Below are 18,711 nucleotides of genomic sequence, written 5' to 3'. Positions count from 1 at the left end.
TCAACTGCCGGCGAGCCCGGCCCGGGAGACGCCGGTCCTGGCGGCCGGCGAGGCAACCGTCCAGGGGCGGGAGGGCTCGTCCTGCAGGTGTCTCTCAGCGCCTGGCCGACGACCGGGTCGCCCAGGGCCACGTACCAGGCGGGGGGCGGCGGCCCCGGGACGGGCGAAGCAGGTGCGGAGCACCGCGATCAGCAGCAGGTCCAGCAGGCGGTCCAGGACGGGTCCAGGACGACGCCCTGACCCGGTTCGTCCTGGGCGGTCTCGGCCTCGAACAGCTTCAGCAGCGGGCCGCAGCGGTCGCCCGGGGGGGATGATCAGCGGTGGCAGCGCGTCGAGCAGACGTCGGCCGATCTCCCCGTCGAGCAGGTACGTGCCGACCAGCAGGGTGGTCGCACCGTCGGGTGCGTTGCCCCAGGTGCGTACCCCCAGCCGCATCGACTCGGCGAGCGGCTCGCCGTGGAGCGTGCCGCAGACGCCGCCGGGTGCGACCCGGGCATGCGGGACGGTACCGGGCCCGTCGGCCACGGTGTACGGCTCCGGGCCGTGCGCAGCGGTGTTCGGCCCTGGCCGTGTCCGGCGAATCCGGCCTCGCCCGCCGGTTCCAGGCCGTGGCCGGCCGCGTATCCGGCGACCAGCGCGGCGGCGTCGACGGGCCGCGCACCAAGGTGGGGTGCGAGCACCGCGTCGATGTTGCCGCCCACGTCCTGTCCGGCGGCCTTGTCGACGGTCGTGACGAACACCCCGCCGGGCCGCAGCACCCGGGCGGCTTCGGCCACCACCGCACGGACCGGGTGGTCGTCCCCGCGCAGTAGGTGCAGCAGCCGGACGGCGCTGACGGCGTCGACTGTGCCGTCGGGCAGCGGCAGCCGCCGTGCGTCGGCGAGGACGACCGCCCCGATCCTCTGCCGGGCCATCAGTGCCGTCCCGTACGAGGCGTCGGCGCCGAACACCCGCAGCCCGGGGCGGTGGTGGGCGAGCCGTTCGGTGACGAGTCCGGTGCCGCAGGCGATGTCCAGGAGGGTGCGGGCGGTCGGGGGCACCAGCCCGAGGACGGCACGGGCCGCGGCCTCGGCGCGGGGCACCCCGCCGCGGGTGGCGTCGTAGCCGGTGGCCTCGGTGTCGTAGTCCAGCACGGCGACGACCGTGGTGCGCGCGGCCGGATCACGGGGCCGAACGGGCGCCGTACGTATTGCCGGTGGGTGCCGTCGGCCATAACGTGCGCTCATGGAGCTGGAGTTACGTCATCTGCGCACCGTGCGGGCGATAGCCGACACGGGGAGCCTCACCAAGGCCGCCGCCGCCCTGGGCCTCGCGCAGCCCGCGCTCAGCGCCCAGTTGCGGCGGATCGAGAAGGCACTCGGCGGACCGCTCTTCGACCGGGACCACACGGGTGCGCGCCCCACCCTGCTCGGTGAGCTGGTGCTGGAGCGGGCCCGGGTGGTGCTGCCGGCGGTGACCGAGCTGCAGGAGGAGGCGGTGCGCTTCGCCAACGCGGGGGCCACCGTGGAGCGGTTCAGGCTCGGCGGTACGCACGGTCCGTTGCTCGGTGGCCTCGTCGACCGGCTGGCCGCCGCGCACCCGACGGCGCCGGTGACCACGTACACGTCGTGGTCGGTGTCGGAGGTCGCGTCGCTGCTGGTCGAAGGACGGCTCGACTTCGCGCTGATCGGGGCCTGCGGGGAGAGCCCGCCGCCGCTGGCGGACCGGCTCCTGTGGCAGGTCATCGGCATCGACCCGGTGTTCGTGATGCTGCCCGAGGACCATCCGCTGGCCGGCGGGTCCGAGCTGGAGCTGTCCGCGCTGGCGGGCGAATGCTGGGCCGACGTACCAGGTGACGGCTGTTTCGCGGACTGTTTCACCGCCGCCTGCGCGCGATCCGGCTTCACCCCGGCGTCGGTGTACGAGACGGACACCACGTCCGTCGTCCATCTGGTGCAGGTGGGGCGGGCGGTCGGGCTGTGCCGGGCCACGTTCCCCCCGACGCCGGGGCTGGTGACCCGGCCCCTCGTGGGTTCGCCGCTGAGCTGGCGCCATCTGCTGGGCAGGAACCCGCGCTCCCCCGCGGCGGACGCGGCGGCCGCGGCGGTGAGCGGGCACACCCGTTCGGCGTACGCGGAGGCGGTGCGGCGGAGCGACACCTACCAGGCCTGGCTGGCCGCCCACCCGCGCTTCGGCCCGGCGCCGTGAGGCGTGGTCACTTCGCGCCGTGCCCCGCCGCGACCGCCTCCACCCGTCCGGCGAGCGTCAGGTCCTTCCGCGTGACCGCGCCGCCCGCGTCATGGGAGTTCACGGAGAGGCGCACGGTGTTGTAGCCGAGCGTCAGGTCCGAGTGGTGGTTGAGCTCGTCCTGGATCTGCGCCACGTGGACGGTCAGCCCCGCGGCGGCGAAGTGGGAGGGCAGCCGGTAGGTGCGGGCGATCCGGTCGCCCTCCAGCTCCCAGCCGGGCAGGTCGCGCAGCCCGGTCTCGATGTCGTGCGCGGACAGCGGTTCAGCGGGCATGCGGCGCTCCTGCCGGGATCGATGCGATCAGCGTTTCCCGTGACGTTACGGTCTGGGTATGACAACTGTCGCGCTTGACACGGGGGTAGGGCCACTGCTGCGCGGCTGGCGGGAGCGGCGGCGGATCAGTCAGCTGGAGCTGGCCCTGCGCGCGGGCTCGTCGGCCCGGCACATCTCGTTCGTCGAGACGGGCCGTGCGCGTCCCAGCGAGCAGATGATCCTTCGGCTGGCCGATCACCTGGACATCCCGGTCCGGGAACGCAACGCACTGCTGGTGGTGGCCGGTTACGCCCCCCGCTTCGCGGAGACACCCCTCGACGACCCGGCGATGGAAGCGGTGCGCGAGGCGATGGAACGGCTGCTGCGCGGCTACGAACCGTATCCGGCGCTCGTCGTCGACTCCACGTACACGGTGGTGGCAGCCAACCGGGGCATTCAGCTCCTGCTGGAGGGGGTCCCCGAGCATCTGCTGACCCCGGCGCCGAACGCCATGCGGCTCACGCTGCACCCGGAGGGTCTGGCCCCGCGCATCCTGAACCTGCCGGAGTGGCGGGCCGATCTGCTGGCCCAGATGGAACGCCAGATCGCCCTGGTCCGCTCCGCCGAGCTGCGGTCCCTGTACGAAGAGGTCACGGCCTACCCCGTACCCGCGCCGCCCGGCGACACCCCGGCCGTGGTGGGCGGCGGCGTTCCCTCGCTCGCCCTGCCGATGCGGATCCTGCACGAGGGACAGGTGCTCTCCTTCGTCTCGTCCATCGCGACGTTCAACACCCCGATGGACATCACCGTCGCGGAGCTCGCCATCGAGACGTTCCTGCCCGCCGACCGGGCCACCGCCGACCGTCTGCACGCGCTCATCGGCTGACGGGCGGGCGGGTCCAGGGGGCGTCGTGGCGGGCCGGCAGGATCGCGGTCGCACTCGCGACGGCCAGGACCGCCACGGCGAGCACCAGCGGCAGCCTCGGCTACCCGTTCAGCAAGGCCGGCGCACCGAGGAACGCGCCGGCCAGCATGGCCACGGCGGACAGTCCCCGGCGACCCGCCCGGCTCCCCGGCACCCTGGGGCGAGCCGGCTGTCGGCGACGATCCCGGTGACGGTGAGGGTCAGCACGGTGGTCTTGAGGTCGGACACGGAGAGCGCGCGGGTGGCGGCGTTCTGCACGCCGAGACCGAGGGCGAGCAGCGCGATGAACGTGAAGCGCACGGCGCCGGTGTACGGGTGACCCGACGCGAGGCGACGACCATGGCGGCCGTGACGAAGGCCGTCTCGGCGAACAGCGCGTGCTGGAGCTGCCGGCCCCGGTGGACGCGGACCCGGTGCACGGCGTACCCGCCGATCAGCGCCCCGGCCGCGAAGGCGACGAGGGCGATCACCGAGGCGAGCAGGGAGAAGCCCGCCGCCCCGGCGAAGGCGAACCCATGAAGCTGACGTTGCCGGTGATGTCGGCGACGAAGACGTGTCCCAGGAGCAGGTAGCTGAACGCGTCGACCAGTCCGGTGACCACGGTCAGGGCCGGCATCACCGGGGGCAGCGGCCCGTGCGGGCCGATCATGTCGGGTAGGAGGGTGGCCCTGGCCTCTCTCAGGACGGCAGGCATGGGCGGCACACTCCGATCGCCGGACATGGTCAGGACGTGATCAGGATTGTTCCGCAGCCAGGCGCCCGAAAGTTCCGCACTCACCGGACAAGGCGGGACTGTCCGCCCTGTCCGGCGGTACGGACCTTTCCGGCGCGCCGGACGCGCCCGCGTACGGACCGGGGTGCACCAGGCACACGTACGCCCCGGTCCGTAGCCGGACGCGTCCGGCTACGGACCGGGGCGGCTCTAGACCCGCGCCCCGTTGTCGGCCGGATCCCGCCGTGCACGCGGGGTCCCCGCCTTGCGGCCGGGCGCGCGCTTGCGAGCCGGCGGCGGGGCCTTGCTGCTCCTCTCCAGGAGGAGCGCCCCCGGTACGGCGGTCATCACCGAGGAGTACGTGCCCACGCAGATGCCGATGAGGAGGGCGAGCGCGAAGTCCGCGAGTGAGTCACCGCCCAGCACGGCGAGGGCGACCAGGATGAACAGGGCTCCCATCCCGGTGTTGACGGTGCGCGGGACGGTCTGCAGGACAGCGCGGTTGGCCACGTCCGCGACCGGTGTGCGCGGTCGTTCGGCCCACAGCTCCCGCACCCGGTCGAAGACCACCACCGAGTCGTTGACGGAGTAGCCGATGACGGTGAGCAGCGCGGCCAGGAAGATCCCGTCGACGGTGCGGCCGAGCCAGGCGAAGGCGCCGACCAGGATGATGACGTCGTGCACGAGCGCCGCGACCGAGGCCACGGCGAACGTCCAGCGGAACCGGACGGCGAGATAGGCGAGCTGCACGAACACGGCGACGCCCAGCGCGATCAGCGCGTTGCGCCGCAGTTCGTCCCCGAGGCTGGGACCGATCAGCTCGTCGCGCACCTTGGTGGTCTCGCCCCCTTCCTCGGTCAGCGCGGTCCGCAGGGCGTGTTCCCCGTCGTTGTCGAGCTCCCCGGTGCGTACGGACAGGTCGCTGTCGCCCGCGGTGGTGACCTCGGCGTCGTCGAACCCGGCGGCGGCGATGACACCACGCGCGGTCTCCACGTCGACGGGGCGGCTGGTGGAGTACTCGACGAGCCGCCCGCCGGTGAATTCGACACCGAGGTTCACCCCGCGCACGAAGATGCCCAGGACGGCGACGGCGACGAGCGCGGTGGAGACGAACAGCCAGCGGCGCGGCGACCGGAACAGCTGCGGGTCGCGCTCGTTCAGCCAGGTACGGATCCGGCCCGGCCGTGCGATGCCGTTGACGCCCCGGTAGTCGCTGACGAACCGGGAGCCCGCCGCCATCTCGGTGAGCGCACGTGCGATGACGAGCGCGGAGAACATCGACGCCATGACACCGATGGCGAGCGTGACACCGAAGCCCTTGACCGGTCCCGAGCCGAGGAAGAACAGCAGCCCCGCGGCGATGAGCGTCGTCACGTTGGAGTCGGCGACGGCACTCCAGGCGTTGCGGAATCCGGCGGTCAGCGCGGATCTCAGCGACCGGTCGGGCCGCTCGGCAGACTCCTCGCGGGCCCGCTCGAAGACAAGGACGTTCGCATCGACCGCCATCCCGATGGCGAGGACGAATCCGGCGAGCCCCGGCAGGGTCAGGGTGACACCGAGGACGACGAGGGCGGCGTACGAGATCACTCCGTAGGCGACGAGGGCGATTGCGGCGAGGGCGCCGAACAGTCGGTACATGAAGGTGATGAAGAGTGCCGTGGCCGCGGCACCGATGAGGGCTGCCCGGGCGCTGGCGTCGACGGCGGCTGCCCCGAGCGTCGGGCCGACGGTCCGCTGCTCGACGATCTCCACGGGGACGGGAAGTGCGCCGCCCTTGATGAGCAGAGCCAGGTCGCGTGCCTCGTCGGCGCTGAACGAACCGGTGATCTGGGTGGACCCGGAGGGCAGGCCGACCTTGCAGCCGACCGACGGGTCGACCTGGGGCGAGGAGATGACATTGCCGTCGAGGACGATCGCCACGCGGCGCCGTTCGTCCTGGGCCGGGTTGCACGCGGCCTCCCCGGTCAGGTCGGTCCACTTCCTGCCCGCGTCCTTGTGGAAGTCGAGCGCGACGCTCCAGCCCGTGCCCTGCTGGGCGTCGAAGCCGGCAGTGGCGTCCTTGACCCCGGCGCCGGAGAGCTGCGCCGGGCCGAGGTCGAGGAGGCCGCCCTGTTCGTCGGGGAGTGTCGGACCGTCCTTCGCCGCGTCGGTCTTCCCCTCCTCCGTCTTCCCGGTCCCGTCCGTCCTGGTCCCGTCCGTCTCCTCGGTCCCGGGGCCCTGGACGGCGTGGAAGCTCAGCTGGGCGGTCCTGCCGATGACTTCCGCGGCCTGGCGCGGGTCCTGCACGTCGGGCAGCTCGACGATGATCCGGTCCTCGCCGGAACGGGTCAGGGTCGGTTCGGAGACTCCGAGGGAGTCGATGCGCTGGCGGAGCACCTCCAGGGTGCGGTCGGTGCTCTCCCGGTCCGCCTTCGTGGTGTCCGAGTCCTTGGCCTGCAGCACCATGCGGGTGCCGCCCTGAAGGTCGAGGCCGAGTCTGGGTGACATGGTCAGCGTGATGAACACGGAGACGAGCAGGACGGCGGCAGCCAGAACTGCTCGCACCGTGGTGGCGCGAGTCATGGGAATCCTCCGAGGGGGCGCCGTCCGCCCCTTCTCTCAGAGGGGACGGGACGACGGGTCTGTGGAGCAGGACCGGTGTGTGGCCGGCTGTCCGGCCGTCACCCGTGGAGGACCTCGGACACCGGGCAGCGCCGCACGGATCCGGCCGGGTACGAAGAGGGCCGCCCGGGCCGCCTCCTGGGCGACGGCGCGGGGGACGGGCAGGCCGGGAAGGCCGGGCGGCAGGGCGCCGTGCCCGGGTGGGGGGAAGTGCTGCGGGGCGAGCGTGCGGTCGGCGGCGGCCCGGGGAGCGGGGGCGGGAGCGGCCTCCGCCTGCCGTCCGGAGGCGGTGGCCACGGCGGAGCGGGCCCCGGCGGCCGACGGGCCGGACGTCTCGGCCGCACGGACGGGGCGGTGGTCACGGGCGTGCCCGGCACGCAGGGGGCGGTCGGTACGGGGGGTGGGCGCCTGCGGGGCGGGAGTCTGCGCGCCCGGCGCGTTCCCGGTGACCGGTGCCGCGGGTGCCGTACCGGTGAGGGTGTGCAGGGGTACCGCCGCCCCCGAGGCGGCGGACGCGCCGCCGACGAGGGTGAGGACGGTGAGGAGGAGCGCGGCCAGGGCGTGCCGCAGCTGGTGCGCCGGCGTGTCCGGCCGCCCGCAGGGGGGCGCGTTCCCCCGGGGTGCCCCCGGGAGGGGGCTCACCTCAGCCGGCCCGGTCGGGCGGACACCGCACTTGTTCCGCCGTGGCGCAGGACGGAGTCCAGGATCAGTCCGGCGCCCCGGACGACAGCGGTCGAGGGGTCGGCGGCCGGCCGGACGGGCGTCCCGAGACGCAGCGCGATCCGGTGCGTGACCTCGGGGTGCAGTGCGCCGCCCCCGGTGAGCACCGGGCCCTTGCGCAGTGCGCCGCGCACCGCTCCGTGCTTGTCCTGCCGCCACATGGACGTGATCATATCCATTACGTTGCGGGCGAGTTCGGCAGGCAGCGCTTCGGTGGTCAGGTCACTGAGCCCCGTCTCGGCCTGGCGGGCGTCCGCGACCGTACCGTCGACGAGGAGGGTGACCTCCGTCAGCTCGGCGCCCATGTCGACGACGAGCAGCGGACCGCCGCCGCCCTGCGGGCCGGTGTACTCGGCGGCGGCCCTGGCGCTGCTGAGGACCACGGCCCGGGACGGTCCGAGCGCCGCGAGGAGCTCCCCCGCCAGGGCCCGCTGCTCCGCTCCGGCCAGCACCGGATGACTGAGGACGATCACGCTGCCGTGGCGGTCCGCGCCGAGCACCGTGTCGGCGAGGCGCCCCAGCAGCCGGCCGCAGGATTCCGCGTCGACGATGCGCCCGCGTCGCACGGGGCGGCCGGAGGCGTCGTCCCACGGCGACGCGACGAGCCCGCGCCCCGGGACCCAGGCGCGGGTTCCGGAGCTGCCGAGGTCGACGGCCATTCCCCGGGTGGCCCCGTGGTGGGGTGCCTGGTCGGCGCGCGGGCCGCTCGTCCGGTGGACCGGCCGACCGTGCCGGCGTCCGTCGCGCAAAGAAGGCATCGCCCCTCCACCCCCGGCCTGCCACTGCAGCCGTTCACCACTTACTGACCCGCAGATAGCGAGGCATGACCGAACCCTCACTATGCAATAACGGGATGAGGAACGCCACTACCCCGACAATTCCAAGGCATGGGCCCGTGCGAACGCGGCTCACACCTCCGGGGTCAGAAAGGCCGAGATCAGCTCCGCGAATTCGTCCGGGGCGGCGATCCTGACACCGAGATCCTCGGCCTTGGTCCGCTTCGACCCGGCCTTCTCCCCGGCGACGAGCAGACTCGTGCGCTTGGAGACACTGGAGGAGGACTTCCCGCCGGCCCGCTCGATCAGCTCGTTCATCTGGTTGCGCGAGAGCTTCTCCAGGACCCCGGTCATGGCACCCGTGACCACGACGGTCATGCCTCCGAGGGGCAGGTCTTCGGACGTCCCGCCGGCCTCCGCCCCGGCCCCGCCGTCAGCCTCCTGCTCCGTCCCGGGCTCCGGCGGCGGGGTCGCGTCCGGCTCCGTCATGTTGACCCCGGCCGCCACCAGCTTCGCGATCAGCGGGGCGAGCTCCACCAGCTCCGTGACCACACCGGCGGCCTTCTCCTTACCGATGCCGTCGACCTGCTGCAGCGTGTCCACGTCGGCGGCGACGATGCGGTCCATCGTCGCGAAGTAGCGGGCGATCCGCCGGGACATGGAGCGCCCCGTGCCGCGTACGCCGAGGGCGCAGAAGACGCGGGACAGCGGGCGGGCGCGCGCCGTGTCGATGGCGGCGAGCAGATTGTCGGTGGAGGTCTCCCCCATCCGCTCCAGGGCGAGCAACTGTGCCCGGTCCAGCGTGAAGAGATCGGCGAAGTCGGCGACGAGCTCCGCGTCGACGAGCTGGACGACCCGGGTGGCGCCGAGGCCCTCGATGTCCAGCTGGTCCCGGCCCGCCGCGTAGGAGATGGACGCGACCAGCCGGCAGTTGCGTCCGCGGGTGCAACGCCAGCGCTGCTCGCTCATGTCGATCTCCGAGCCGCACTGCGGGCAGGCCTCGGGGAATGCGATCGGCTTCTCGTCGCCGGTCCGCAGATGGGCGACGGGGGCCTCGATGCGGGGGATGATGTCGCCCGCCTTGTAGACCATCACCTGGTCGCCCAGGCGCAGGTCACGGCGGGTGATGTCGGCCGGGTTGTGCAGGGTGGCGTAGCCGACGGTAGAGCCGTCGATCTCGACGGGCTCCAGCACGGCGCGCGGGGCGATGATGCCGGTCCTGCCGACGTTCCACTCGACCCCCAGGAGCCGGGTGATCTTCTCCACGGCCGGCAGCTTGTACGCGATGGCCCAGCGCGGCGCCCGGGTCCCGTTGCCCGCGTCGCGCTGGTCGGCCGCCAGGTCCGCCTTGATCACGATGCCGTCGATCCCGAACGGCAGGGAGGCGCGCAGCGAGGCGATGTCCTCCACCCCGGCCTGCACGTCCTCGACCGTGCCGACGGTGCGCGGCGCGACCGCGGTGTCCGCCGCGGTGTGCACGCCGAGCCCGGCGACGTACGCCAGGACCTCGCTGTGCGGCAGCTCGGCCAGGGTGCCGGTCAGCTCGCCGGAATCGGGCAGCGCGAGGGCGCCGTAGGCGAAGAACGTCATCTCGACGCGGTAGGGCCGGTCCTTGGCGCGGAGGGTGCCCGCCGCCCCGTTGCGTGGATTGGCGAAGGGGGCACCGCCGTGCTCCGTGCGCACCGTGTTGGCCTTCTCGAACTGCTCGTCGGTCATGAGGATCTCGCCGCGCACCTCGATGGTGACGGGGGAGCCCAGCCGCTCGGGCAGACCGAGCACCGTACCGATCGCGTGCGAGACGTCCTCGCCCGCCGTCCCGTCGCCCCGGGTGATCAGCCGGTCGAGGCGGCCGTCCTGATAGCGCGCGGCGACGGCGAGCCCGTCGAGCTTGGGCTCCACGCTCCACGCGGTCACGGGTCTGCCGATGCGCCGTTCCACGGACGCGGTCCAGGTGACGAACTGCTCGGCGGAGAAGACGTTGTCCAGCGAGAGCATCGGCACCGTGTGCGGCACGTCCCCCACGGCCGCGCCGCCGGCGACCTTCCCCGTCGGGGAGGCGTCCAGCACCTCCTGGGGGTGCTCCTCCTCGAAGGCGGCGATCCCGCGCGCCAGCCGGTCGTACGCGTCGTCGTCGAGCGTGCTCTCGCCCGTGGCGTAATACGCGGCGGCGGCCTGCGCCGCCTCTTCCACGGCGGCGGCGTACGAGGCGGCATCGGCGAGCACAAGTGCTGGGTTCGTCGTCATGACCACCATCCTGCCGTCCACCACTGACAACGCCCTCCGGCCCCCTCTCACCCACCGAATGGAGAGAGCGCTCTCCCATCTCACGGGCAGCCAAATCCATTCCACGCGCAGGCAATTGAGCGTGCTGCACAATCTCTTGACATGCCTACGCCGCACTCCTACGTTCACTGAGAGAGCGCTCTCTACCCTGATCGGGCGACCGATCGAAGGAACCCCACTTCCTCAGACAGGAGTGCCGTGCTCTTCCGAACCCGAAGTGACCGACGCACGACCGAACACCGCGGACGCAGAGCCCTGCCGCCGTGGCGCTACAGAATCGCGGGGCTCGCCGCGGCGGCCCTCGCCCTGTCCTTCGTCCAGGCCGAGGTGGGCAACGCCGCCGCCGAACGTTCGGCCGAGGTGGCGCCGAAGGCCGCGGCCGACGTGGTGCGGGTCGCCGAATTCCTCGCGGAGTGCCCGTACACCCACCGGGCCCCCGACGACCCGATCGTGCTGCCCAACCTGCCCGGCGCCTCGCACATGCACAGCTTCTTCGGCAACGACTCCACGAACGCCCACTCCGATCTGGCGTCCCTGGAGAAGGCCGGCACCAGTTGCGCACCGGCGACCGACCTGTCGTCGTACTGGGTCCCGACCCTGTACGACGGTGACAAGGAGGTGGAGCCCACCGGCACCACCTTCTACTACCTGGGTGAGGGCGTCCGGGACGACATCATCCGGACGATCCAGCCGTTCCCCCGCGGTCTGCGGATCGTCGCGGGCAACGCAAAGGCGGCCGGCCCCGACGACAACACGATCGCGCGCTGGTCGTGTCTGCACCACGGCGAGGTCAACCCGTCCCACGACTTCGTCAACTGCCCGGCGGGATCGATGCTGGAGTCGTACCTGGACTTCCCGCAGTGCTGGAACGGCACGGATCTGGACTCGGCCGACCACAAGAGCCACATGGCCTACCCGGTGGGCGGCGCCTGCCCGTCAACCCATCCGGTGCCGGTTCCCAAGCTGCGCCAGGTGCTGCGCTATCCGGTCAACGGCGACCCGGCGCGTCTGAGACTGGCATCGGGGCGCGGCTACACGATGCACGGCGACTTCTTCAACGTGTGGCCCGAGGCGGACATGGCGCAGCGGGTACGCGACTGCATCAACGCCATCATCAAGTGCGGTGCCGACGGCACTCCCTGACAGATCGTCCGTTCCCTGCCCGTCCGGGTCCGCACGGCCCCGGACGGGCACCCCACCCGAGGACACTCATGAAGGCCGCTCGTCGCACCGCGGTTTCGCTCCTGCTCCCGTCGGCTCTTCTGCTGGCCGGCCTGACCGCGTGCTCCGCGGGACCGTCTCCGGACGCAGCGCCCCGCCCGACGGCGGTGCCCGCGCCGTCCGCCGATCCGACCGACTCCGCCTGGGTCCAGCTGATGATCCCGATGGACGAGCAGGCCGTGGCCCTGCTGGACCTCGCGGAGCGGAAGGCCACCGGCCACCGGCTGCGGTCCTGGGCCGCCCGGCTGCGTACCGCGCAGGAAACCGAACTGACGGCCCTGCGCGGCCTGCGGGACCGGATGGGCCTGCCGGACACCGATGTGCACGAGGGGCACGAGATGCCGGGCATGGTGACGGCCCGGGACCTCGAACGGGCCCGCACGGCCGAGGGCGCGCCGTTCGACCGGCTGCTGGTGGAGGAGATTCGCGACCATCTGCGGCAGTCCGCGCAGGTCTCGCGTTCGGAGGCCACGGCGGGCGCCGGGGCCGAGGTCAAGGAGCGCGCCCGGACGACGGTGGCCGCGCGTTCGGGCCAGCTGGCCGATCTGGACGAGCTCCCGGGGGCGGGCGGCTGACGGGGCCGGAGCCCTTCGCACGTCTGTCGGACCACCCGGTATAAAGACTCCATGACTGCCGACGTTTCACCGCCCGTACGCCCCGCCACCTTGGAGGACGTCGCCGCGGTGGCGGGTGTGTCCCGGGCCACGGTGTCCCGGGTGATCAACGGGGCGCCCACGGTGGACCCCGCCCTGCGGCGGGTCGTGGAGGAGGCGGTGGCGACCACCGGCTACGTGCCCAACCGTGCGGCACGCTCCCTGGTGACCCGGCGGACGGACTCGATCGCCCTGGTGGTCTCCGAGCAGGAACGGCGCCCGGTGTCCGAGCCGTTCATCGGCCGGATGTTCTCCGACCCGCACTTCGGGCGCGTGGTGAGCGGTCTGCTGGAGGTGCTGCGACCGGCCGGTATCCAGATGGTGCTGATGCTGGCCGACGACGAGACCTCGCGCAATCAGCTCCTGTCGTATCTGCGCCAGGGCCATGTCGACGGGGTGGTGCTCATCTCCTCGCACGCCGAGGACCCGCTGCCCGAGCTGCTCCATGACACGCGGCTGCCCGCCGTGCTGGCCGGGCGGCCGAGGACGCCCACGCCGCTCACCTATGTCGAGGCCGACCAGCGTGCGGGGGCGCAGCTGGCCGCCGACCACCTGGCCTCGCTGGGGCGGCGGCGTATCGGCACGGTGGCGGGACCGCAGGACATGCCCGCGGGCCAGGCGCGCCTGACCGGCTTCCTGGACGCGCTGGACCGGCACGGCATCGAGGACGTGGTGACCGCCGAGGGCAACTTCACCCATGCGGGAGGGGCGTCCGCGATGCGGCAACTGCTGCGTGAACGGCCGGACCTGGACGGGGTGTTCATCGCCTCCGACCTGATGGCACTGGGCGCCCTGCCCGTGTTGCAGCGGGCCGGCAGGGACGTGCCCTCGGACGTGGCGGTGGTGGGCTTCGACGACAGCAGCGCGGCGGTGGCCTGCGATCCGTCGCTGACCACGGTGCGCCAGCCGGTCGAGGAGATGGCGGCGGAGATGGCCCGGCTCCTCCTGAAGCAGATCGGGACGCCGGGCGGTCCGGCGCCCTCGGTGGTCTTCCACCCGACGCTGGTACGGCGCGAGTCCGCCTGAGACACGGCCCGCGACGACGAACGGCGCCGCTCAGCCTCGGGGTCCCGGTACGGCGTCCCCGCCGCCCGGTACCGCGTCGCCCGCGCCCGGCAACGGCTCGTCCGCCCGCACCGCCCCGGTGAAACCCTCGGCCCGCAACGGCACCTGGGGCCCGGAGAGTTCCCGCAGCCAGCGCGCCAGTACCCGGTGGACGCCCTCCGCACCCACGGGGGTGCGCCCCGGGGTCCCGCCCTCGGCCGCCACGGCGTCCATCGGGTCCGCCAGGGTGCGCGGCCACAGCAGGAACGGCCGGGACTGCTCGCCGCCGAGTCCGCCGTGCGAGCCGATCTGCTCCTCGAAGGCGTGGACACGACCGGTTCCGGGGTCGTACATCGAGTTGACCATGACGTCGGCGACGTGCGGGAAGGTGTCGGTGCGCCGCACCGCCTCCGCCGCGCCCGCGCCGAAGACGGCGAGCGGCCCTTCCCCGTCCGTCAGCTCCGCCACGGGTACCTCGGCCCCGCCGCGCCCCAGCACCACCGAACCGTGCTCCTCGCTGCGCACGAGCAGGAATCCGATCCCCGGATGGTTGGCGAGGGTGCCGAGCAGGGCGGGGTGACGGTCGTCGAGCTGTTCGCGCGAGGCCCGTCCCCCGATGTCGGGGAAGGACAGCAGCCCGAGATTGCCGGAGGCCAGCACGACCGGGTCGGAGGGACGCGCGGAGCGCTCCGTCTCCTTCTCGCCGACCGGCCGGTGCAGCGCGGTGCGCACGGCGTCGCGCGCCTCCGAGGCGCTGCGGGTGCGCTGGGCCCTGCGGGGTACGGGCAGCCCGCAGCCCGCCCGCACGAGGTCCTTGAGCGTGAGGCCGTACTTCCCCGCGAAGGTCTCCCCCGGGCTCTGGCCGTGGTCGGAGAGCAGCACGATCCGGTAGGTGCGCGGGGCCTGTTCCGTGACCTTCACGATGAGGCCGAGCGAGCGGTCGAGCCGGGTCAGGACCTTCGCCGCGTCCCTGCTGTGCGGCCCGGAGTGGTGCGCGACCTCGTCGTAGGCGACGAGGTCGGCGTAGACGGCGGTGCGTCCGGCGAACATGTCGCCGATGACCGCGGAGACGACCACATCGCGCTCGACGACGGTCGCGAACGCCCGGATGAAGGGGTACAGCCCGCCGCGCTTGACCCGAGGGGACTCCTTCCGCATCCGGGCCCGGGTCGACTGGCCGATCTCGCGGCCCACCTCGGCGACGAAGGACAGGGCGGTGCGGACGGCGTTGGCCGGGTCGGAGAAGTAGGCGAAGTAGCCGGCGCGCGACCGTCGCCCCTTGCCGCGCCGCGCGGCCATGGACAGGACGAGGGCGAGCTGGTCGGCGCCGCCGCTGAAGAGGTTGCCCCGGCTCGCCCCGTCGACGGTGAGCAGGCCGCCGTCCCGGGTGCGGGCGATGGCCCTGCGCTGCAGTTCGAGTGCGCTGGCCGGGCGGCTGGAGACCATGAAGGTGCCGGTCTCCTTCTCGTACCAGCGGAACGCGGGCACGTCGAAATTGCTGCCGTGCAGGATGCCGAGCTGGCTGGCACCGGTCTGGCTGGACCAGTCGGTGCTCCAGGGGGTGAGCCGGTGGCCCGCCTCGTCGGCGAGCAGGCCGGCCACGGTGGGCATGACACCGTCGGCCGCCGCCTGCCTGAGTACGTCGTGGCCCACCCCGTCGAGCTGCACGAACACGATGCCCGGCGGGCCGCCGCGACCGCCGTCCGCGCCGCCGGGTGTGCCGCTGCGGCGGCGGCGCCGGTCGGCCAGGCGGGAGAGCCTGCGCCGGTAGGCGTCGTCGTCGCGGACCGCGAGGGCGGTGGAGGTGGCGGAGGCCACGGCGGACATGACTGCGGCGACGACCACGGCGGTCTGCGGGTCGGCGGCCCCGCGCCCGTCCGGGATGAGCCGCAGCGCGATCAGCAGCAGCGAACCGTTGAGGAAGAAGACCAGCGCGCCCAGCACCAGCGCGGGCACGATGAGCAGTGCCCGTACGAGGACGGGCCACACCAGTGCGGAGAGCAGACCGAAGGCTCCGGCGCCCCAGGCCGCGGTGAACGCGGTCCGGGTGACGGTGTCACCGTCGTCGGACTGGAGCTGGAATTCGGGAAGGATCCCGGCGAGAGCCAGCATGGTGAGCGTGGAGACCGCCCACACCGCGACGACGCGCATCAGGGCCCGTCCCGCCGTACGCCATCGCCCGTCACCCACGCCGTTCCACCTCACGTCCGGACCCGGTGTTCGTCATGGGCCCACGTCCAGCTTTTCACAGCCGGTCCGCACTCCTGCCGGAGGTCAGCAGCCGTCGTAGCCGGCGGTGGGCATGGAGAGCCTGCGGTGCACGCTCGCCTTGCCGCGCGCGGTGTACACGGGCTCCTCCAGGCCGGCGAGCTCCAGCCGTACGCCGCGCCGCTCGCACTCAGCGGCGAAGTCCGGCACCGAGACGACGGCGCGGGCGAGCACCCGGTCGTTGGGCGCGACGAACAGCTCGACCTGTCCGCCCTCGACGTCGGACCACAGGGCACGGTGGTCGGGGCGCAGCCCGTAGACGCGCAGCTGCCGCGTGACGACGTACCCCTGGTCGGCGGCCCAGCGTGCGCACATGGCGTGCTGGCTGCGGGTGTCGACGAGGAACGGGTCGCCGTCGAGCTCCTCCAGCGGTGTGAGACTGGCGATGGCCGCCACCCGTACGTCGCCGATGACGTCCCCCATGAACGGATCCCCCCGCGCTCGGATGCTGCGTCCGACCCTACCCCGGACGTAGCCCTGTGTAGCCGTCCGTACCCGTGCGGAGACCGGCGTACCGGAGCACACCGGCGTGGGAGGGGCGCGGAGCGCCTACGCTCGTACGGGGGACGGGCGCGCGGGTGCGCCGGCCCACGGAGTGAGGAGGCGGGGCGGTGGAGGTCACCTGGTGGGGTCATGCCACCTGCACGATCGAGGACGCGGGCGTCCGGGTGCTCACCGATCCGCTGTTCGTACGGCGCTTCGCGCATCTGCGGCGCCGCCGGGGCGAGGTGCCGCCGCCGGAGGCCGCGGTCGCCGACGCGGTCCTGATCTCCCATCTGCACTCCGACCATCTGCATCTCCCCTCCCTGGCCCGTCTCGCCCCGGGCACCCTGCTGGTCGTGCCCCTGGGCACGGAGGCGGCAGTCCCGGGGCTGCGACGGCTGCGCCGGGCGCACGGGCTGCGGATCGCCGAGGTGGCGCCGGGCGACGAGGTCCGCGTCGGCGAGGTGCTGGTGCGGGCGGTCCCGGCCCTGCACGACGGCCGGCGGCTGCCGGTCGGCCCGCACCGCGTCCCCGCCCTGGGGTACGTGGTGGAGGGCGAGGCGCGCACGTATTTCGCCGGGGACACCGGGCTGTTCGACGGCATGGCCGACGCGGTGGGGCCGGTGGACGTGGCGCTGCTGCCGGTCGGCGGCTGGGGTCCGCGGCTGGGCCACCACCATCTGAACGCGGCGCGCGCGGCGCAGGCCCTGGCGATGCTGGAGCCGCGGTCCGCCGTGCCGGTGCACTACGGCACGTACTGGCCGATCGGGATGGACGGCGTCCGGCCGCACGAGTTCCACGCGCCGGGCGACGAGTTCGTACGGCAGGCGGCACTTCTGGCACCGGACGTGGCGGTGCACCGGCTGGGGCACGGCGAGCATGTGAGGCCGGAGGCCCGTAGATGATCCAGGAAGTGGTGCGGCAGCTGCCGCCGGAGTCGACGCAGCATGCCGTGGGCTATCCGACGCTGTTCCTGCTGGTGGCCCTGGGGGCATTGGTGCCGGTGGTGCCGACGGGGGCGCTGGTGAGTGCGGCCGCCGTGGTGGCGTTCCATCAGACGTCACCGTTCGCCCTGCTCATGGTGTTCGCAGTGGCGTCGTCCGCGGCGTTCCTCGGGGACATATGTCTGTACTGGCTGGGGCAGCGCGGGGTGCGGTCGAGGAGCGGCTCGAAGTGGCTGGCGGCGATCAGCGGCAGGGCGGCTCCGGAGCGGCTCGCGCAGGCGCAGCGGAAGCTGGACGAACAGGGCAGGACGGTGCTGGTGCTGTCCCGGCTGGTGCCGGCCGGGCGGATTCCCGTGATGCTGGCCTGTCTGCTGGGCCGGATGCCGCTGCGGCGGTTCGCCCGTGGTGACGTGCCCGCGTGCCTGGCGTGGGCGGCGACGTATCAGCTGATCGGGATCCTGGGCGGTTCGCTGTTTCCCGAGCCGTGGCAGGGGGTGGTCGCGGCGGTCGCGCTGACGCTGCTGATCAGCGGGGCACCGGCGCTGTGGCGGCGGCTCCGGGCGCGTCGCAGCGACTGACTCAGGTGCCCAGGACACGTGAGCCGCCGACCGGCAGGTCCCAGAGGTCGCCGCGCGGGTATCCGGCCTGCTGCCAGGCGGTACGGAGCCGGGTGAGCGGTTCGAGTACGGGTTCGGCGGAGAGCAGGAAGGTCGCCCAGTGCATCGGCGCCATCGCCCGTGCGCCGAGGTCTGCGTAGGCCTGCACGGCCTCTTCGGGGTCGGTGTGCACGTCCGAGAGCCACCAGCGCGGTTCGTAGGCCCCGATCGGCAGCATGGCCAGGTCGAGTCCGGGGTGACGGCTTCCGATCTCCTTGAACCAGTGCCCGTAGCCGGTGTCCCCGGCGAAGTAGATCCGCGCGCCCTGCGTGGCGAGCACCCAGCCTCCCCACAGGGACCGGCAGGTGTCCAGGAGGGTGCGCTTGGACCAGTGGTGGGAGGGCACGAAGTCGAAGCGGACATCGCCCAGTCCGGCCGATTCCCACCAGTCGAGCTCGGTGACGCAGCTGAAGCGGCGGCGCCGGAACCAGCGGCCGAGTCCGGCGGGGACGAACAGCGGGGTGTCCCTCGGCAGTCTGCGGAGCGTCGGTGCGTCCAGGTGGTCGTAGTGGTTGTGGCTGATGAGGACGGCGTCGATCTTCGGCAGGTCCTCCCAGCGGACGCCGACCGGGGTGATCCGGGCCGGGGTGCCGAGGATGCGGCGCGACCAGACCGGGTCCGTGAGGACGGTGAGCCCGCCGATCCGGACGATCCAGCTGGCGTGCCCGGCCCAGGTGACGGCCAGGGTGTCGGTGCCCGCTGCGGGCAGCGGCGCGGGGGCGTACGGCAGCCGGTGGATGCCCCGCAGGCCCTCGGCGTTGGGCCGCAGGGCGCGCTCCCTGGCCAGACGGGTCATGCCCCTGACACCCGGGAGGGGTGCGGTGAGCCGGTCCGCGAAGCTGCGGGGCCAGATCCGGACCTCCCCCAGTGGGCGCGCCGCGGCGACGGGACGGCCCGCGGGGCCGGCGAGCGGGCGCTCGGTCTGTTCCGTCATCGAGAGGCTCCT

General features: G+C 73.2%; 17 protein-coding genes and 2 pseudogenes. 7 read left to right on the top strand and 12 right to left on the bottom strand.

What is annotated here, in order from left to right:
• Both OG524_RS31335 and OG524_RS31330 read right to left on the bottom strand, forming a co-directional pair.
• A pseudogene (locus OG524_RS31335) lies at positions 1–642 on the bottom strand (cupin domain-containing protein); the annotation flags it as partial.
• 149 nt (positions 643–791) lie between these two features.
• Positions 792–1,226, bottom strand: a pseudogene (locus OG524_RS31330) (class I SAM-dependent methyltransferase); the annotation flags it as partial.
• Here OG524_RS31330 and OG524_RS31325 point away from each other — a divergent pair.
• On the top strand, positions 1,225–2,187 hold the full coding sequence (locus tag OG524_RS31325; RefSeq protein WP_405387259.1) for a LysR substrate-binding domain-containing protein: 963 nt from the start codon (positions 1,225–1,227) through the stop codon (positions 2,185–2,187). The pseudogene OG524_RS31330 and the gene OG524_RS31325 sit on opposite strands and share 2 nt — an antisense overlap.
• Before the next feature lie 7 nt (positions 2,188–2,194).
• Here OG524_RS31325 and OG524_RS31320 read toward each other — a convergent pair whose 3' ends face one another.
• Positions 2,195–2,500, bottom strand: a complete 306-nt coding sequence (locus OG524_RS31320; RefSeq protein ID WP_405387261.1) for a 4a-hydroxytetrahydrobiopterin dehydratase — start codon at positions 2,498–2,500, stop codon at positions 2,195–2,197.
• 58 nt (positions 2,501–2,558) lie between these two features.
• Here OG524_RS31320 and OG524_RS31315 point away from each other — a divergent pair, with 58 nt between their 5' ends.
• Positions 2,559–3,365, top strand: coding sequence for a helix-turn-helix domain-containing protein (locus tag OG524_RS31315; protein ID WP_405387263.1), 807 nt, complete (start codon positions 2,559–2,561; stop codon positions 3,363–3,365).
• Between the two features lie 108 nt (positions 3,366–3,473).
• Here the strand turns inward: OG524_RS31315 and OG524_RS31310 are convergent, their stop codons facing one another.
• The 6 genes from OG524_RS31310 to ligA form a co-directional block, all read right to left on the bottom strand.
• The gene (locus tag OG524_RS31310; RefSeq protein ID WP_405387265.1) at positions 3,474–3,704 is read right to left on the bottom strand and encodes a DUF1275 family protein; all 231 of its coding nucleotides are present in this window, start codon (positions 3,702–3,704) and stop codon (positions 3,474–3,476) included.
• A gap of 166 nt (positions 3,705–3,870) precedes the next feature.
• Positions 3,871–4,098: a DUF1275 family protein gene (locus OG524_RS31305; RefSeq protein ID WP_405812102.1), complete on the bottom strand. Its 228-nt coding sequence runs from the start codon at positions 4,096–4,098 to the stop codon at positions 3,871–3,873.
• A 228-nt stretch (positions 4,099–4,326) separates the two neighbouring features.
• Complete coding sequence (gene secD / locus OG524_RS31300) at positions 4,327–6,678, bottom strand: protein translocase subunit SecD (protein ID WP_405387269.1); 2,352 nt, start codon at positions 6,676–6,678, stop codon at positions 4,327–4,329.
• A gap of 36 nt (positions 6,679–6,714) precedes the next feature.
• Positions 6,715–7,359, bottom strand: a complete 645-nt coding sequence (locus OG524_RS31295; protein ID WP_405387271.1) for a hypothetical protein — start codon at positions 7,357–7,359, stop codon at positions 6,715–6,717.
• On the bottom strand, positions 7,356–8,195 hold the full coding sequence (locus tag OG524_RS31290; protein WP_405387273.1) for a rod shape-determining protein MreC: 840 nt from the start codon (positions 8,193–8,195) through the stop codon (positions 7,356–7,358). Before OG524_RS31290 ends, OG524_RS31295 begins: the two co-directional genes overlap by 4 nt.
• Before the next feature lie 150 nt (positions 8,196–8,345).
• The gene (ligA, locus tag OG524_RS31285; protein WP_405812101.1) at positions 8,346–10,457 is read right to left on the bottom strand and encodes an NAD-dependent DNA ligase LigA; all 2,112 of its coding nucleotides are present in this window, start codon (positions 10,455–10,457) and stop codon (positions 8,346–8,348) included.
• A 237-nt stretch (positions 10,458–10,694) separates the two neighbouring features.
• Here ligA and OG524_RS31280 point away from each other — a divergent pair, with 237 nt between their 5' ends.
• From OG524_RS31280 to OG524_RS31270, 3 genes are all read left to right on the top strand, one after another.
• On the top strand, positions 10,695–11,639 hold the full coding sequence (locus OG524_RS31280; protein WP_405387277.1) for a DUF1996 domain-containing protein: 945 nt from the start codon (positions 10,695–10,697) through the stop codon (positions 11,637–11,639).
• A 68-nt stretch (positions 11,640–11,707) separates the two neighbouring features.
• On the top strand, positions 11,708–12,292 hold the full coding sequence (locus OG524_RS31275) for a DUF305 domain-containing protein (RefSeq protein WP_405812100.1): 585 nt from the start codon (positions 11,708–11,710) through the stop codon (positions 12,290–12,292).
• A gap of 51 nt (positions 12,293–12,343) precedes the next feature.
• Positions 12,344–13,396, top strand: a complete 1,053-nt coding sequence (locus OG524_RS31270; RefSeq protein ID WP_405387281.1) for a LacI family DNA-binding transcriptional regulator — start codon at positions 12,344–12,346, stop codon at positions 13,394–13,396.
• A gap of 30 nt (positions 13,397–13,426) precedes the next feature.
• Here OG524_RS31270 and OG524_RS31265 read toward each other — a convergent pair whose 3' ends face one another.
• Positions 13,427–15,565 (bottom strand): phage holin family protein, encoded by a 2,139-nt coding sequence (locus OG524_RS31265; RefSeq protein ID WP_405393040.1) that lies wholly within the window; start codon positions 15,563–15,565, stop codon positions 13,427–13,429.
• Between the two features lie 123 nt (positions 15,566–15,688).
• Positions 15,689–16,105 (bottom strand): hypothetical protein, encoded by a 417-nt coding sequence (locus tag OG524_RS31260; protein WP_405387283.1) that lies wholly within the window; start codon positions 16,103–16,105, stop codon positions 15,689–15,691.
• Positions 16,106–16,293: 188 nt separating this feature from the next.
• Between OG524_RS31260 and OG524_RS31255 the strand changes: the two genes are divergently transcribed.
• Positions 16,294–17,070 carry an MBL fold metallo-hydrolase gene (locus OG524_RS31255; protein ID WP_405387285.1) on the top strand — a complete coding sequence of 259 codons (777 nt, stop codon included), beginning with the start codon at positions 16,294–16,296 and terminating at the stop codon, positions 17,068–17,070.
• A complete protein-coding gene (locus OG524_RS31250) occupies positions 17,067–17,687 on the top strand; it encodes a DedA family protein (RefSeq protein WP_405387287.1) in 621 nt (206 codons plus the stop codon). The genes OG524_RS31255 and OG524_RS31250 overlap by 4 nt, the downstream gene beginning before the upstream one ends.
• A gap of 1 nt (position 17,688) precedes the next feature.
• On the opposite strand, the gene OG524_RS31245 is transcribed toward OG524_RS31250, so the two are convergent.
• A complete protein-coding gene (locus OG524_RS31245) occupies positions 17,689–18,699 on the bottom strand; it encodes an MBL fold metallo-hydrolase (protein WP_405812099.1) in 1,011 nt (336 codons plus the stop codon).
• Positions 18,700–18,711: the final 12 nt, after the last annotated feature.

It is taken from the genome of Streptomyces sp. NBC_01520, from assembly GCF_045040375.1.
Lineage (GTDB): Bacteria > Actinomycetota > Actinomycetes > Streptomycetales > Streptomycetaceae > Streptomyces.
This window is presented reverse-complemented; position numbering and strand designations above follow the sequence as displayed.

Excerpts from the sequence above, each read along its gene's own strand:
- OG524_RS31325 (WP_405387259.1), top strand. The coding sequence starts at position 1,225 with ATGGAGCTGGAGTTACGTCATCTGCGCACCGTGCGGGCGATAGCCGAC.
- OG524_RS31320 (WP_405387261.1), bottom strand. The coding sequence starts at position 2,500 with ATGCCCGCTGAACCGCTGTCCGCGCACGACATCGAGACCGGGCTGCGC.
- OG524_RS31315 (WP_405387263.1), top strand. The coding sequence starts at position 2,559 with ATGACAACTGTCGCGCTTGACACGGGGGTAGGGCCACTGCTGCGCGGC.
- OG524_RS31305 (WP_405812102.1), bottom strand. The coding sequence starts at position 4,098 with ATGCCTGCCGTCCTGAGAGAGGCCAGGGCCACCCTCCTACCCGACATG.
- secD (WP_405387269.1), bottom strand. The coding sequence starts at position 6,678 with ATGACTCGCGCCACCACGGTGCGAGCAGTTCTGGCTGCCGCCGTCCTG.
- OG524_RS31290 (WP_405387273.1), bottom strand. The coding sequence starts at position 8,195 with ATGCCTTCTTTGCGCGACGGACGCCGGCACGGTCGGCCGGTCCACCGG.
- ligA (WP_405812101.1), bottom strand. The coding sequence starts at position 10,457 with ATGACGACGAACCCAGCACTTGTGCTCGCCGATGCCGCCTCGTACGCC.
- OG524_RS31275 (WP_405812100.1), top strand. The coding sequence starts at position 11,708 with ATGAAGGCCGCTCGTCGCACCGCGGTTTCGCTCCTGCTCCCGTCGGCT.
- OG524_RS31270 (WP_405387281.1), top strand. The coding sequence starts at position 12,344 with ATGACTGCCGACGTTTCACCGCCCGTACGCCCCGCCACCTTGGAGGAC.
- OG524_RS31265 (WP_405393040.1), bottom strand. The coding sequence starts at position 15,565 with ATGCGCGTCGTCGCGGTGTGGGCGGTCTCCACGCTCACCATGCTGGCT.
- OG524_RS31260 (WP_405387283.1), bottom strand. The coding sequence starts at position 16,105 with ATGGGGGACGTCATCGGCGACGTACGGGTGGCGGCCATCGCCAGTCTC.
- OG524_RS31250 (WP_405387287.1), top strand. The coding sequence starts at position 17,067 with ATGATCCAGGAAGTGGTGCGGCAGCTGCCGCCGGAGTCGACGCAGCAT.
- OG524_RS31245 (WP_405812099.1), bottom strand. The coding sequence starts at position 18,699 with ATGACGGAACAGACCGAGCGCCCGCTCGCCGGCCCCGCGGGCCGTCCC.